The organism is Thiohalocapsa sp. (assembly GCF_022340605.1).
Lineage (GTDB): Bacteria > Pseudomonadota > Gammaproteobacteria > Chromatiales > Chromatiaceae > Thiohalocapsa.
Genome location: NZ_JAJDNQ010000024.1, coordinates 1 through 14,530, shown reverse-complemented (window position 1 = coordinate 14,530; position 14,530 = coordinate 1). Strand labels below are relative to the sequence as shown.

16 protein-coding genes and 1 tRNA gene are annotated in these 14,530 nt (G+C 66.9%); 10 read left to right on the top strand and 7 right to left on the bottom strand.

What is annotated here, in order from left to right; translation table 11 throughout:
* Window positions 1-52: 52 nt before the first annotated feature.
* Window positions 53-463 carry a S4 domain-containing protein gene (locus LJE69_RS03025; protein ID WP_296921364.1) on the bottom strand — a complete coding sequence of 137 codons (411 nt, stop codon included), beginning with the start codon at window positions 461-463 and terminating at the stop codon, window positions 53-55.
* Between the two features lie 24 nt (window positions 464-487).
* On the bottom strand, window positions 488-802 hold the full coding sequence (gene grxC / locus LJE69_RS03020; RefSeq protein WP_296921362.1) for a glutaredoxin 3: 315 nt from the start codon (window positions 800-802) through the stop codon (window positions 488-490).
* Between the two features lie 275 nt (window positions 803-1,077).
* Between grxC and pepN the strand changes: the two genes are divergently transcribed.
* Window positions 1,078-3,738 (top strand): aminopeptidase N, encoded by a 2,661-nt coding sequence (gene pepN / locus LJE69_RS03015; protein ID WP_296921360.1) that lies wholly within the window; start codon window positions 1,078-1,080, stop codon window positions 3,736-3,738.
* 259 nt (window positions 3,739-3,997) lie between these two features.
* On the opposite strand, the gene LJE69_RS03010 is transcribed toward pepN, so the two are convergent.
* From LJE69_RS03010 to LJE69_RS03000, 3 genes are all read right to left on the bottom strand, one after another.
* Entirely contained in the window at window positions 3,998-4,870 is an 873-nt protein-coding gene (locus LJE69_RS03010) for a hypothetical protein (protein ID WP_296921358.1), read from the bottom strand.
* A 194-nt stretch (window positions 4,871-5,064) separates the two neighbouring features.
* A complete protein-coding gene (locus LJE69_RS03005) occupies window positions 5,065-6,375 on the bottom strand; it encodes a GGDEF domain-containing protein (RefSeq protein ID WP_296921356.1) in 1,311 nt (436 codons plus the stop codon).
* Window positions 6,376-6,635: 260 nt separating this feature from the next.
* Window positions 6,636-7,841 (bottom strand): hypothetical protein, encoded by a 1,206-nt coding sequence (locus LJE69_RS03000; RefSeq protein WP_296921354.1) that lies wholly within the window; start codon window positions 7,839-7,841, stop codon window positions 6,636-6,638.
* 455 nt (window positions 7,842-8,296) lie between these two features.
* Between LJE69_RS03000 and queC the strand changes: the two genes are divergently transcribed.
* Both queC and LJE69_RS02990 read left to right on the top strand, forming a co-directional pair.
* Window positions 8,297-8,980: a 7-cyano-7-deazaguanine synthase QueC gene (queC, locus tag LJE69_RS02995; RefSeq protein WP_296921407.1), complete on the top strand. Its 684-nt coding sequence runs from the start codon at window positions 8,297-8,299 to the stop codon at window positions 8,978-8,980.
* A gap of 107 nt (window positions 8,981-9,087) precedes the next feature.
* A tRNA-Lys gene (locus tag LJE69_RS02990) sits at window positions 9,088-9,163 on the top strand.
* Between the two features lie 157 nt (window positions 9,164-9,320).
* On the opposite strand, the gene LJE69_RS02985 is transcribed toward LJE69_RS02990, so the two are convergent.
* A complete protein-coding gene (locus LJE69_RS02985; RefSeq protein ID WP_296921353.1) occupies window positions 9,321-9,605 on the bottom strand; it encodes a hypothetical protein in 285 nt (94 codons plus the stop codon).
* A 249-nt stretch (window positions 9,606-9,854) separates the two neighbouring features.
* Here LJE69_RS02985 and LJE69_RS02980 point away from each other — a divergent pair, with 249 nt between their 5' ends.
* The 5 genes from LJE69_RS02980 to LJE69_RS02960 all read left to right on the top strand — a co-directional run bounded on the left by LJE69_RS02980 (window position 9,855) and on the right by LJE69_RS02960 (window position 12,428).
* Entirely contained in the window at window positions 9,855-10,295 is a 441-nt protein-coding gene (locus LJE69_RS02980) for a site-specific integrase (protein WP_296921351.1), read from the top strand.
* Window positions 10,292-10,876, top strand: a complete 585-nt coding sequence (locus LJE69_RS02975; protein WP_296921349.1) for a hypothetical protein — start codon at window positions 10,292-10,294, stop codon at window positions 10,874-10,876. Before LJE69_RS02980 ends, LJE69_RS02975 begins: the two co-directional genes overlap by 4 nt.
* A gap of 91 nt (window positions 10,877-10,967) precedes the next feature.
* A complete protein-coding gene (locus LJE69_RS02970) occupies window positions 10,968-11,183 on the top strand; it encodes a hypothetical protein (RefSeq protein WP_296921347.1) in 216 nt (71 codons plus the stop codon).
* A gap of 196 nt (window positions 11,184-11,379) precedes the next feature.
* Window positions 11,380-11,505: a hypothetical protein gene (locus LJE69_RS02965; RefSeq protein WP_296921345.1), complete on the top strand. Its 126-nt coding sequence runs from the start codon at window positions 11,380-11,382 to the stop codon at window positions 11,503-11,505.
* A 356-nt stretch (window positions 11,506-11,861) separates the two neighbouring features.
* Window positions 11,862-12,428: a hypothetical protein gene (locus LJE69_RS02960; protein WP_296921342.1), complete on the top strand. Its 567-nt coding sequence runs from the start codon at window positions 11,862-11,864 to the stop codon at window positions 12,426-12,428.
* A 296-nt stretch (window positions 12,429-12,724) separates the two neighbouring features.
* On the opposite strand, the gene LJE69_RS02955 is transcribed toward LJE69_RS02960, so the two are convergent.
* Entirely contained in the window at window positions 12,725-13,168 is a 444-nt protein-coding gene (locus LJE69_RS02955) for a toll/interleukin-1 receptor domain-containing protein (protein WP_296921340.1), read from the bottom strand.
* Between the two features lie 402 nt (window positions 13,169-13,570).
* Here LJE69_RS02955 and LJE69_RS02950 point away from each other — a divergent pair, with 402 nt between their 5' ends.
* A complete protein-coding gene (locus tag LJE69_RS02950; RefSeq protein WP_296921338.1) occupies window positions 13,571-13,861 on the top strand; it encodes an integration host factor subunit beta in 291 nt (96 codons plus the stop codon).
* 153 nt (window positions 13,862-14,014) lie between these two features.
* Window positions 14,015-14,230: a hypothetical protein gene (locus tag LJE69_RS02945; protein WP_296921336.1), complete on the top strand. Its 216-nt coding sequence runs from the start codon at window positions 14,015-14,017 to the stop codon at window positions 14,228-14,230.
* The last annotated feature ends 300 nt before the right edge of the window (window positions 14,231-14,530 follow it).

Here is a 14,530-nt window from a genome sequence, read left to right as displayed (position 1 = left end):
CCGGAATCGAAATCGATAGAGATACAGCCATCCCAAGAGAGCGTGGGAACGATCAGCGCCCGCGCCCGGTGAACTCGCCGATGCGCCGGCGGTCGCGCTTGGTGGGGCGGCCGTGCTCGGGCGCCGGGGCGTGCCCGGCCTCGCGGCGCTCGCGCACGAGCTCCTGGCGCTTGCGGCGGCTTGCCTCGTCTTCGGTGTAGAGCAGGGCGGCCTCGGCGGCGGGGCGGCGCTGCTTGGCGATGCCCTGCACCTCGACTTGCCACTCCAGCTCGCCCTTGTGGATGGTGAGGCGCGTGCCGGGACGGACGGCGCGGCCGGGCTTCACGCGCTGACCGTCCACCTGCACCTTGCCGCCGTTGATGGCCTCGACGGCCAGCGGGCGGGTCTTGAAGAAGCGCGCGGCCCAGAGCCACTTGTCGAGGCGCTGGGTGCCGGCCGGGTCGCTTGCGGTGTCCGCGGGCATTGGGGTTGCGGGTGCTGCCGTCAATCAGCGCCCGAACAGCAACGGGTCCAGCTTGCCGGCGCGGTCCAGCGCGGCCATGTCGTCGTAGCCGCCGACGTGCACGTCGCCGATGAAGATCTGCGGCACCGTGGTGCGGTGGCTGAGCTGGGTCATCTCCTGGAAGCGCTCGCGGTCGCCGTCGATGGAGATCTCCTCCCATTCCACGCCCTTGCGCTCCAGCAGGCGCCGTGCGCGGACGCAGTAGGGGCAGAAGGCGGTGGCGTACATGCGCACCCGCGGTTGGTTGGCGTCCGTGCTCGCGTCGGGCCCGTGGGCCGGTTGCATGCTGCTGGGGTACATCAGTCTCCTCGTGCTTTTCTCTGGTTCTGGCGCCGGGTTTCTTCTGCCGGCTTATCTTGCCGCGATTCTTCCGCGGGGCTCGTGCTGCGGGTGCCGGCCATCGACGATGGCAACTTGAAAACCCGCCGCCGCGGCCGGACAAGCCGAAAGACTGACACAATGCGGCCTTTGGCGCCAAGATGCCGGCCGGTGGGGGAACGCTTGTCCGCCGCCTCGGGGGCACCAAGAGCAGGCGCCCCAAACCAGACGTTCAGATCGACATAGAGCAGCGCACCATGTATCGACCCACGCCCCCGGTCATCCACCTCAAAGACTATCGCCCGCCGGAGTTCCTGATCGACCAGGCGGTGCTGCGCTTCGATTTGGGGCTCGACGAGACCGCGGTCCACGCCGAGCTGGACATCCGCCGCAATCCGGCCGCCACCCGCGGCGACGGCGATCTCCGGCTCGACGGTGAGCACCTGGAGCTGCTGGAGCTGGCCCTGGACGACCGTCCGCTGCCGCCGGTGGAGTACAGCGTGCACGAGGACGCGCTAGTGGTGCACCGGGTGCCGGACCGCTTCCGGCTGCGCACCCGGGTGCTGATCCGCCCGCGGGATAACACGGCGCTGGAAGGGCTCTACGTCTCCGGCGACATGCTTTGCACCCAGTGCGAGGCGGAGGGCTTCCGGCGCATCACCTATTACCTCGACCGCCCGGACGTGATGGCGCGCTTCCGCGTCGAGCTGGCTGCGGACCCGGCGCGCTTCCCGGTGCTGCTCTCCAATGGCAACCCCGCGGGCGAGGAGACGTTGGACGACGGCCGCAGGCTTGCCCGCTGGGATGACCCGTTTCCCAAGCCGAGCTACCTGTTCGCGGTGGTGGCCGGCAACCTCGCCGCCGTGTCCGACAGCTTCACGACCCAATCCGGTCGTGACGTCCCGCTCAACATCTATGTGGAGCCCGAGAACACCGACAAGTGCGACCACGCCATGCGCTCGCTGAAGGCGGCCATGCGCTGGGACGAGGAGCGCTACGGCCGGGAGTACGACCTCGACGTGTTCAACATCGTCGCCGTCAGCCACTTCAACATGGGCGCCATGGAGAACAAGGGCCTCAACGTGTTCAACGCCAAGTACATCCTGGCGCGGCCGGACACCGCCACGGACATGGATTTCGCCGGCATCGAGGGCGTCGTGGCGCACGAGTACTTCCACAACTGGACCGGCAACCGCATCACCTGCCGCGACTGGTTTCAGCTCAGCCTGAAAGAGGGTTTCACCGTCTACCGCGACCAGGAGTTCAGCGCGGACATGGGCTCGCGCGGCGTCAAGCGCATCGAGGACGTGCGCATGCTGCGCGCCCGCCAGTTCCCGGAGGACGCGGGCCCCATGGCGCATCCGGTGCGCCCGGACTCCTATATCGAAATCAACAATTTCTATACCGCGACGGTGTACGAGAAGGGCGCCGAGGTGGTGCGCATGCAGGCCAACCTCTTGGGGCCCGAGCGCTTCCGCCGGGGCACGGACCTGTACTTCCTGCGCTTCGACGGCCAGGCGGTGACGACGGAGGATTTCGTCGGCTGCATGGAAGAGGCGAGCGGGCTGGACCTCGAGCAGTTCCGCCGCTGGTACGCCCAGGCCGGAACACCGGTGCTGGAGTGCGCGGACAGCTTCGACGCCGCCACCGGCACCTATACCCTGGAGGTCCGCCAGCACACGCCGGCCACGCCGGGGCAGCCCACCAAGCTGCCGCTGCATATTCCCTTCGCGCTCGGTCTGCTAGACGCGGCGGGCAACGACCTGGCGTTGCAGTTGGCGGGCGAGGCCGAGCCGCCGGCACCCGGCACCCGCATGCTGTCTCTGCGCGAGCCGGTGCAGCGCTTCAGCTTCACCGGTCTCGCCGCCGAGCCGGTGCCGTCGCTGCTGCGCGGCTTCTCGGCGCCCGTGATCGTGCGCTATCCGTACAGCGATGCACAGCTCGACTTTCTGATGACCCACGACAGCGACGGCTTCAATCGCTGGGACGCGGCGCAGACCTTGAGCGTGCGGCTGCTGCTGGAACTGGTGGCGGAGCCGGACAAGCCGGTGCCGGACGCCTACATCGATGCCTTCCGCCGCACGCTGCTGAACGACGACGGCGACCAAGCGCTGTTGGCGGAGGTGCTGACGCTGCCGTCGGAGAGCTACCTCGGCGACCAGATGCGCAGCGTCGACGTGGATGGCATTCACCGCGCCCGCGAGCTGCTGGCCGCCGCCATCGGCGAGCAATTGCGCGACGATCTGCTGGCGGTCTTCGAGCGCAACCTGGAGCCCGCCGAGTACGCGCTGTCACCCGCTGCGGTCGGTCGTCGTGCACTGCGCAACTGCGCGCTCGGCTACCTGATGCGTGTCCCGAGCGCGGACATCCTGGAGCGGTGCCAGAATCAGTTCCGCGCCGGGCACAACATGACCGACGTCATCGCCGCGCTGCGCTGCCTGGTGGATGCCGATCCGGCGCTGTTCGGCGACGCCGGCGAGTGGGCGCTCGCGGCCTTCTACGAGCGCTGGTCCGCGGATGCGCTGGTGCTGGACAAGTGGTTCTCGCTGCAGGCGCAGAGCAGCCGCATCGACACCCTGGAGCGGGTGGAGCGGCTCATGGGCCACCCGCGGTTCTCGCTGACCAACCCCAACCGTGTGCGTGCGCTGATCGGCGCCTTCGCCATCGGCAACCCACTGCGCTTCCATGCCGCCGACGGCGCCGGCTACCACTTCCTGGCCGACCGTATCCTGGAGCTCGATCCGCTGAACCCGCAAATCGCCTCGCGGCTGTTGTATCCGATGACCCGCTGGCGGCGCTACGACGACCACCGCCAAGGCCTGATGCGCGACCAACTGGAGCGCGTGCTCGAGGTCGAAGGGCTTTCCAACGACGTCTACGAGGTCGTGTCCAAGAGCCTGGGGCAGGCGCAGGGCTAGTCACGAGACCGCGACGGCTTCGAAACCCGGATCGGGATCGCTATCGATTTCGATCGCGATCCCGATTCCGATGGAAATGGCTCGTCGGCCCGAGACGGTGTGAAGAAAACCCGTTGCGGTCTCGGGGCACGCGGCTGGCGCAGGTCGGGCCGACGTAGACGGTCCGACAAACAGGCGCTGACACTGAGCCCAGCGTCGGGCTTTGTTCCTCAGCCCGACCCACGCAGGGCTTTTTCGCGGGGTTTGCGGCCGCGCCTCGCTAGCGCTGCGCTAGCCGGCGGGCTTCTGCTGACTCCGCGAGTCCGTGCGTGTCGTCCGTCGCGCCGCCTCTCCGCCACATCTCCCAAGGCCGCCCCATGACGCCGATGAGCGCCCGGCTGTAGGCGAGCGCCGTGAGGAACGTGAAGCCCACCAGCGCCGCGTACCCCACCCAGAGCATGATGGATTGGGTGGGGTCGTGGGCGAAGCGGGTGCCATTCTGCACCGCCCAGATGGCCATCGCCTGTCCCGTGACGAAGACCCGCGCGGCAGTTTGGAGCGGGGCGCAGGCGGCGTCCGGCACCGACAGGTTGTAGGTGACCACCTCCTGCCAGCGCATGCCGGTGTAGTCGGCCGGCGGATACAAGGCCAGCGACATCACCGCTTCCGACCACAGCAGCAGCAGGCTGATCCAGACGGCCCACTGCCGCGCCATGGCGTAGCGGTACTCGGCGCGGACCTCGCCGCGCATGGCGCGCGACAGGCGCGGTATGAGCAGGGTGAGCAGCAGCAGATCTGCGAACAACACGGACCACTGCTGCGGCGCGAAGGTCAGCGCACTGGCGAGCAGCACCACCGCCAGCAATACCGCGCCGACGGCGTCGCGCAGCGTTACCGGTATACCGTGATAGACCAGCGGCAACAGCCGCCCCTCACCCTGTTTGGCTTCTTCCAGCAGCGCCCGGCGCAGCAGGTGTGAGCGCTCGTTGCCGGCGATGAAGATCATGCCGGCGATCAGCGCCAGCACCCCGGCGTTGGCGAGACACCCAGCGCGGTTCGCGTTGAAGACCCACACCAGCAGCGTCAGCCAGACGATGAGCATGGTGAGCAGCCGCATGATGACCGCGTAGGACATGAACCTGGGTCTCGGCATGGCGGCTTCCCCCTGCTGGGCTCGCTGTGTCGGCTTGTTGTGCCCGCGGTCGCCGCGGCCGATCGCAGCCGCGCCTACCGCGCATATGTTATCGCTTCAGCCGCGGCGCGACTGCGACCCACTTGGCTATGCGATGCACGCGACGCGCCCCGCGCCGGTGCATGCTCGCGCGGGCGTCGTTGCGCCCCGAATGCTCACGGCTCACCCTGCTCGGCGCCCGGCTCCAGCATCGCCGCCACCAGGCTCAGGTCCGAGCCGCCGATCTTGGCGTGTGCGTCATCCTCGTCCGGCATGGCGGGGCCGTTGATGTTGGGTGGCGGATAGATGCAGTTGCCGCCGCTGCGCTTGGCCTCGAACAACGCGATGTCGGCATTCGCCAGCAGGGTCGACTGCGTGTCGCTGCGGTGGTTCAGCGAGGCGACGCCCGCCGAGCAGGTCATGGGCACGGCCACGTCCGGCTGTTCCCCGCGGTCGAGATTGGCCACGGCCGCGCGGATGGACTCGGCCATGGCGGAAGCCTGGCCGATGGTCGTCTCCGGCAGCAGCAGGGCGAACTCGTCGTCGCCGAAGCGCGCGAAGGTGTCGTTGCCGCGCGAGCAGGACTCCACGATCTCCGCCGTCGCCAGCAGTGCCGCGTCGCCGGCCCCGCGGCCGTAGCTGTCGTTGATGGCGTCCAGGTGGTCGATGTCCAGCACGATCACGCTCAGCGGCAGGCGGTTCGGCTTGTGGAACTGGATCTCGACCTCCAGGCGTACGGTGAAGGCGCGGCGGTTATAGGTGCCGGTGAGGCTGTCGCGGTCGGCGAGGTTGCTGAGCCTGCGGCTGACGCGGGAGCGGTCGCTTTCCGCACGCATGAAGTCCAGCAGCGGGAAGCACAGCGCCTGCGCCAGCGCGCAGATGAGGTTGACGAACAGTGCCGTGTAGACGAGTTGTTCGAGAAACAGCGGTGCCACCCGCTCCGGGGCGACGCTCGCGAACAGCAGCACCGCAGTGCGGGCGATGAAGACGGCGCCGATGAGGACGTTGGCACCGATGATGGCCTGCACTACGCTGCCGCGCGGATAGCTATAGCGGTTGAAGATCCAGGCCGTGCCCAAGTACATGGCGCCATCGAGGCTCGAGGTGAGCGCCCCAGGGATGATCGGGTGGTGCATGGTCTCCGCCAGCACGAAGTAGAGCGTCAGCACGATGGGGGAGGAGACGATGAGCGCGAAGCCGATGCCGGGCAGGCGCAGGAACTCCAGCGATGCGCAGATCAACATCACCGGCAGCAGCAGCAAGAAGATGTTCGACAGCGGCACGGTGATCCAGCCGACACCGATCACGTTCTCCGCCAGCGCCAGTGCCCAGCCGATGGCGAAGCTCAGGTTGCCGGCGGCGAGCCAGGCGTAGGCACGCTCGTTGCGGATGCCGTGAGCTAGCGCCATGAACAGACCGGTCACCGAGAACACGCCGATGGCCGTGAGCATCAGCGTGTTTGGATCGATGACGGAGAAGGGATACATGCGTCCGGCGATCGTTCTGCTCTTCAGGCGACGCCGATGATCGGGCATCCCTGACCAGAATCGGCACGGAGCTCAAACCTGCTCAGCACTTGGGCGGATTCCGAGTTCCTTCGTTTTCAGCGGTTTATCGCGCCGAAAGGGGCTGCGCATCCTGCGCTCTGCGGCGAACGCCGACGTATCGGCGTTGAGCTAAGTGGATACGGCAAAAAGTTTAAGCGTTTCCCTTAAGGAAAGATAAGCACACTGCCACGATCTTTGCATCATTTCGCGTGCAGCGTCTCGATGTCGTCGAACAAGTAGAAGCGCTGGGCGAGGATCGGCTGGCCGAACAGCTGCACCTCCATGAGCAGGGTCACACCATACTTGCTGATGCCCGTGAGCTTGCCTTGGTGGCGCATGCCCTTGACGTCCGTGACCACAACCTCGCGCTCCAGCAGGCCGCGGTAGCGCTCTTGCGGCGTCTGGGGCTGCCGGGGCAAGGGGGGTGTGTACCGCGTTGCGCTCTGCTCCGAAGGGGCGTCCCGCCGCGGCGGCGAGCTTGCAGGGCGCATCGGGGCGGTGCTTGCGATGTGCTCTGTGGCGCCAGCGCGCTTCGCCCCGGGCGGGTTTGATGCGGCTTGGCCAGATGCGGGCGCCGTGGCCGCATCGGCCGCGTGTCGGGGGATGCTCGTCGATCTCGGCGTCGGCGCATCTCCGAGCCACCAGAAGGCGATGGGTCCAGGGTTCGGCACCGGAGTCTGGTGCGGGCTCGTCGCGGTCGCATCGGCCGTGTCGTCCGAGCTATCGGCAGGGGTCTCCGGGGGCGCGGCGGGCGCCGCGTCCTGTTGCGCCGTGGCCATCTGCGGCAGCAGGCTCGATGCCGTCTGCACCGCCAGGACGGTGGCGCTGGCGGCGAACACCAGCGCCAGCAGGGTGAGCGCCGGCCCGCGGCGCCGGTGCAGCACGAAGCGCCGCCATCCCAGGCCCAGGGCGAGCGCCAGCAGGCTGGACGAGCCCGTCAGTAACCATCCGGCGACGGACTCCGGCGGAATACGGGCCAGGATCGCCACATAGCCGGCGTAGCTCAGCCCGCAGATGCCGATGATGCCGAGCAACTGCTGGGACGGATGCGCAAAGGGAGAGATGGACGGTCGCCGCGAGGTCTCCGGCGCCGCAGCGCCCGCCGCCGCGGGCGTCCCGTCAGCACGCCCGTTACGCGGAGCGAAGGTCTCCGGGGCGAGTTGCTCGAGCTCCGCGGACGCCGTGGCGATGGCCACCGCGGCATCCACGTCGCCAGCCTGCGCCGCCGTCTGTGCCAGGCTGTTGGCCATGGCCAGCACTTGGGCGTGGTCCAGTTGTGGGTCCCGGCCATCCCGCACTGCCTCGAGTGCGCGCAACAGCGGCGTCATGAGGACCGCGACGTCCTCCGGACTGCGCCGCTCGATCTGTTTGAACTCGCCGAGAATCGCGGCGACGGAAACGGACATGTGCGTCGCTCTGAATCATTATGTGTACGCTGGCGGTCTGCCTTCGGCGCCCCGGCGTCGCAGTTTTGATACGCCCGCCGCAAGCCACGCCCACAAGCCTAGCCGTTTTTGTTTCGGACAGTTGCCACGGTTAGGCAACGACGGGGTGTCGTTGCTCGCAGTCGCCGCTCGTCATCGTCCACAGATCGGTGGCTCGTGTTGACCCGATGCGTGCGGCCCGGGCCGTGCCTCGTATCCTGCGGCCCAACAGGCGTTGCGCGCAAGGAATGCAAAGCATCGCGCCGGGGCTCACGCGCTCGGGGCTCAGGGCCGGTCCGCGTAGGTGGCCGGCCAGTGCGTGGCTGCCGTTGCCCGGTGGTGGACCCGGCGGTTGCGTGCCCCGGGCACGCAGCATCTTGCGCTTGCCCCGCGCGCGGTTAGACTGGCGCTTGACCCACGTGCCCCGCGCCGCCGCCATGTCCGCTCCAGCACCCAGCATCGCCGTCGTCCTGCTCTCCGGCGGTCTCGACTCCGCCACCGCCCTCGCCATGGCCCGCGCAGAGGGCCTGCGCTGCCACGCCCTCAGCGTCGACTACGGCCAGCGTCACCGCGCGGAGCTCACCGCCGCCGGCGCCGTCGCACGTCAGCTCGGCGCCGCCGCGCACACCATCGTGCCGCTGGACCTGCGCCCCATCGGCGGCTCCGCCCTCACCGACAGCGCCATCGCCGTGCCCGAGACACCCACCGATGGCATTCCCATCACCTACGTGCCGGCCCGCAACACCCTGCTCCTGGCGCTCGCGCTCGGCCTTGCCGAGACCATCGGTGCTTCCCAGATCGTCATCGGCGTCAATGCCCTCGACTACTCCGGCTACCCGGACTGCCGCCCCGCCTTCATCGCCAAGTTCCAGGAGCTGGCTGCCGTCGCCACCAAGGCCGGCATCGAGGGTAACGCACCGCGCATCCACGCCCCCCTTATCGACCTCACCAAGGCCGAGATCATCCGCCGCGGCACCGAGCTCGGCGTCGACTACGCGCTGACCGTCTCCTGCTACCAGGCCGATGACCAAGGCCGCGCCTGCGGCCGTTGCGACTCCTGCCGCCTGCGTGCCGAAGGCTTCCGCGCGGCTGGCCTGCCGGACCCGACCCGCTACGCCTGAAGCCCCCCGCACGCCGGCCGGAGCGCCGACGTGGTTCTCAGCGCCCCCATGCCAAGTTATACTTTGCCGTTCAGTGCGGCGCGATTCATCGCGTCCCACGTTTACGCGCGCCCTTAGCTCAGTTGGTAGAGCATCTGACTTTTAATCAGGTGGTCGTTGGTTCGAGTCCAACAGGGCGCACCACCAAGGTGCTGATTTCATGGACGAAATTGGCAAGCCAGTGCAGGCACCCATCGCGCCGAGACCCCCACAAGGCCCCCGGCGTGCGGTATTCCTCTGCACTGGAGTTTCATCCGATGGCCAGCATCAAGAAGCGGCCTCTCAAATTCGGCGGCGCGAGCTACCGCGCCGTCGCGTCGTCAAGTCCGGCGGCCGCGAGGTCGCATCCAAGACCTTCAGCAAGCGCAAAGACGCCGTCGCCTAGGCGGCGCGCATCGAAGGCGACCGTGAGCGCATGGCCGCGCTCGGTAACCCAGACGGTGCCAGGCTGTCCCGCGACGTGGCTGCCCTTGTCCTGACGGTGCCCGCCAAGGACCGCAGCCGCGACTATCTGATCCGCTAGTGGTGCGAGCGCATCGGCGACACCGCCATCGGCCGCATCGAGGTCGGCGAGTCGCGCCGGCACCTGAACGAGTACGCAGAGGCCCGCGCGCCCGCCAGCGCCAACCGGCTAAAGGCCGCGTGGTCTGTGGTGTTCCGTCACGCGCAACGCGAGGGTTGGATCACCACGAACCCCGCCCGCCAGCTTCGCCACCAGACCGAACCGCGCGGCCGCGTGCGCTGGCTTGAGGCTTGAGCCCGACGAGCGCAAGCGGCTCTTGGCCGCCTGTGACGCCTTTGGCTGGCCTCGTCTGGGCCTGCTGGCGCGATACTCTTGGGCACCGGCTGTCGCCTTGGCGAGGCGCTTAGCACGCGCTGGTGCGATGTCGATCTGCACGATCGGCACGTCTTCCTGCCCGACACCAAGAACGGCACGAGCCGGGTCTTGACGCTGCCCGAGCCCTTAGTCGCCGAGCTGAAGAAGCACCGACAGATCGGCGTCGGCCTCGTATTCGGCCGCGACGAGGAGCCGGCCGCACCGTTTCATTTCCGGAAGCACTGGAACCAAGCCAGGACCGCGGCCGGGTTGCCTGACCTGCGCCTGCACGACCTGCGTCACGATGTGGCCTCGCAGCTCGCCATGGCCGGCGCCACACTGCACGAGGTCGCGGAGGTGCTCGGCCACAAGAGCGTGCAGACGACAAAGCGCTACGCTCACTTGAGCACATCGCATAAGCAGGCGCTGACCGACCGCGTGCTGGGGGACAAGCTTTGATGAACCTCAAGCGCATGATCCAAGCCTGCGAGTCTGCGGACGCGGACCTTGTGCCGGCAAAGGGGCTCCCCAGCCCCTTTACCCCGCAGCAGGAGGAGGCGCTCTTGGACATTGGCGGCGAGCGGCTACTCAAGCTGGCGCGTGTGCGCGTGGCGATGATGAAGCACGTGCCGCCTGTCCAGTTCCCGACCAAGGAGCGGTTGGAGAAGGAGCGTGTGCAGCTACGCAAGGCGCTTGCGAAGGTCTCGCCCGCGACCCGCTTACTCATCCGTGTACTGCATGGCATCAACGCGAGGCACTACGGTTTCGGCGGCGGCCTGCCTGAGCAATTCGATCTGATCGGGTATCTCGATGCCCTCCTGGAAGTAAGGTATCACCGGCCAAAGAGCAATGCCGTCCGACAGCAGATCATTATGGAGACCGCCTTCATCTGGCGGGCGTTGGGGTTCGATTGTGACCCCGGCTGCGCCAGCGACCTGACCGAGTACCTCAAAATCGTCTGTGCCGTGCTCGATGCCCGCTTCGATCTTCAGCAGCTTGCACGCGACGTCTGCAGCTTCTTCTCTGAACTCCCTGAGTGAGAACGCTTCCGATTGTGGGGGTTTCCCACTCAGTCCACCTCTCACCCCTCATAACATTTGGAGCACCCTGAACAAGCAGGGGTGCGACCCAGTGTCCCCGCAAGATCTCTCCGACTGGTCAACCGTCGAGGACCTCCCGGTCCGCAGCGCCGGACTCATCACCAAGACCCACGCCAAGCGACTCTTCCGCGACCGGACTCTAAACGGCCTAGCCGCCAAGGGCGCTGCCGCCATGGTTGGCCGCAAGGCGCTCGTCCACGTTCCCAAAGTGCTCGATCACGTTCTGGGTCAGGACGCGGCTGCCTAGTTCCTCGGTCCCCGGCAACGGGCCGCCGCCCTATGCGCCTGGACTGGCGTTGCCTGCACTCGGTGGTCCGTTTGCGCGACGGCGAGGAAGTAAGTTGAGCCATCCACCCCGGGGCTTGCCCTAAAAAGAACGCCCGCCAGTGTGAGCTGGCAGGCGTCCCGCCCCGTGAGGGGCATTCATCGCCCCGGGGGAGCGAATGAAAACTTTCAGCTATACCAAAGACCCGATCAACGACGTCTACCGCGAGGTGGTCAAGACGGTGATTATCGACACCGCTGCATTGGCATTCATTTGCGGACTGCTCGTCGGCTCGATCATGTAACGGGGACTCGAGTCCGCCACAAGCCTGAGAACCAACCAAAACGAGCGTCAGCGCATGACCGAGGACACCACCACCAACAGCAGCAGCCACGCCGTAGACGCGACCAGCATACCGCGTCCACGGCTGGCTGCTCCATCTCACTGTTTATTCGAGCAGTCGCTTTGCTGCCGATGCGCAGGCGACGCGCGAGCAGGTGCGGGGCGAGCGCACCGAGATCATCGTCCGCGAAAGCGACTATTACCACATGGCGCTCGACGTCCAAGACGCGATGCTGAAGGACGAATCGCCTTGGAACGTAGTGATCTTCGGCGGGATGCACTGCCTGGTGCAAATTCGCGAGCCACCGCACCCGGAACGTGGGCTGGGCGCTGGCACGGCTGGTCGGCAGGCAGATTGATGGGCTGTCTCTGGCCAAGGGGAAGGGCACAGCGCTCAAGTCGTACCGCGTCGTTTCGCTGGCTGTGTCGACCGAACAGGAATCCGCGTCTGTGCGCAGCCTTGATGCCGTTCGTGGCCCATCGGGTGCCGTTCATCATACTTCGGGTGCGGGCAGAGCGTTTCAAAACGCTCTGCCTATGCCGAAAAATTCTGAAACTGCTGTTTCTTCTGTGTGTGTGTCGCAGACGCAGACCACACAGAACACGCACAAACAGAAAAAAGCGGCGTCTGGGCCTGAATCGGCTGGCCAGAGCGTTTTGAAACGCACAGAACGCTCTGCCGGGAAGGAACAGGTGCCGGCCGCAGCGCCAGCGCCAGCGCAGCCGCGCCCGTCGTACGTGTCGTCGTTACTGACGCCCGAGGTGCAGGCGGCGGCAAAGCGGCAGTACGAGAAGCTGATGGCGCAGCGGAAGCATATGGCCGAGGAGGATGCGCAACTGGCTCGGGAGGGCACTACTGCGCCGCGTAAGAAGGGCGACGCGTAAGGCGGCGCGCCCCGGCGGATGGGCCGTTCGCCCGGCGGCGTGCCGTCGGGCGGTTGCCAATCGATATGGACGCGGTTTGGCGCGTGTGCCAAGCTATCGGTACCACCTATGAGTGAATTACGATCCATTGGCAGAATCTATATACCTGCCCCGAAACAGAAAGCCGTAAGGCTGCCCCTTTGACCACTTACGCCGGCTTGCGAACGCTGGTGGCGCTGATGATCCGCGAAGGCGTAAGGGGCGAGCGGCCTATCGATGACTGCCCGCGCTTTGTTGCGATGTGCAGAATCAGCTACTTAGCGACGTGTGTACACTGTCCGACGCCGGTGCCGGAATCCGTTGTCCAGGTGGACGCCGGCGACGCTGATGAATTGGGTGTCCTTGAGAAAGTCGGGGAGCCGCGGCCTCGATGCGCCTCCAGCCTCGTCCTTCACGATGCGGTCATCGACGATCTCGGCATCGGCCAGCAGGAACACGGGCTTGCCGCGCTCGCGGGCCATCATGGCCTCGGCGACACACCAGGGGGAGCGTAGCCAGTTGGCGGTGCAGAGCACCACCAGGGCGCGGCTGCGGCGCAGCGCCTGCCAGAGTTCATGCTCCCACTGACTGCCGGCGGGAATACCGTCGTCGGGGTGGCTATCGAGGAACAGGGACTTGAAGCCGCGCTCCTTCAACGCGGTGCGCAACCAATCGGCCCGTGTCCGGTCTTTGCTGCTATGGCTGATGAAGAGGGTCGTCAACGTTAGCTCCTGCCTGTCGTGGGCGCGTCGGAATCCAGCCGGCGGTCAAGGGTGCATCGCGACAATTGTTCTGGAAAGCGGCCGCTGGGGCGCTGCTCTGCCGCAAGTGCGGTCGCCCGGTGGAGATTTTGGGGACCGACGGCATGCTCGGTCGGTGCTTGCGTGATGGCCGGCGGCGGCAAAACGCAGAGGCGACAGGTGAATCCACATGCTGGTCGCGGCCGGGCGCACCGGCGCGGACCGCGAGGTTTTTCCGCTGTGCCAGAGCTGCTTCGCGCCATCCGGCCCGGTGCGGCCCGTGAAGGCACCGTTGGTGAGCAGACTCCTCGAGAATTTCATACACTTGCGGGTGGAAAGCGCCCAACAAAGCTACCCCGGACAGAACTTGCGCGGTTCGCAAACATGACGAAATCAGAGCTGGTCGCCCTCCTCACATCACACCAAAGCACGCTCAGTCAGCAGGACGTGGATGACGCAGTCAAGATACTTCTGCAGCAAATGAGCGACGCGCTGGCTGCGGGGCAGCGCATCGAGATCCGAGGCTTCGGCAGCTTCAGTCTTCATGCACGTCCGCCCCGCCTGGCGCGCAACCCGCGGACCGGCGCCCCGGTAGCCATCCCCGCGCGACATTCCCCGCACTTCAAGCCGGGCAAGGAGCTGCGCCAGCGGGTCAACGCGATGCTGGTGACGTAGGCGTCGCGAGCCCCTCGCCCTCCGCGTCAAGCGCCGACGCTTGCGCCCCAGTAGTCTGTCTCGAAGTTGCGAACCGGCGGAAACCAGAGAGCGACTGCCGTGCTCGCCAGCGCCTTTGTCCCGTCTTGGCTGGATTCTCATCGGACGCTCACCATGGCCGACATCATCCCCTTCCCCCGCAGCCCTGAACCCACCGACGGCGACGGTGAAGGACCGACCGAAATCGTCGTCCGCCTCGTCTTCGAGATGCCCGAGGCGCCGCCTGCGGAGCCCGAGGACGAGCAGGTCGAGGACCCACCGCAGAAGGCCAAGGGTGGCTGGGTCTGGTTCTGGCTGGGGGCGCTGCTGGGTCTGGGGCTGGGCGGTTGAACGGCGGTGCTGAAAGCGCTGGGATCAGCGTACTCCGGTCACTGGAACCGGGCGGTCGTCGTGCCCCGGAACGCCCCGCTCGCCATCCGCACTTCTCGAAGGGCCAAATCGCCACGGTAGTTTGCCAGTTGGTGGTCGTCGGCCAATGCGGAGAATCGGAGCCCTGGGTGGCGCACTTCGGCCAACGCACCGTGCATACCTGAGCCCTGCATGGGTATCATTCCTTGGCGAGCCACTACGAGTACGACTGCTCAGGCCACCGGGACCGCCCGCACATGCGTACCTAGCCAGAGGAACGGG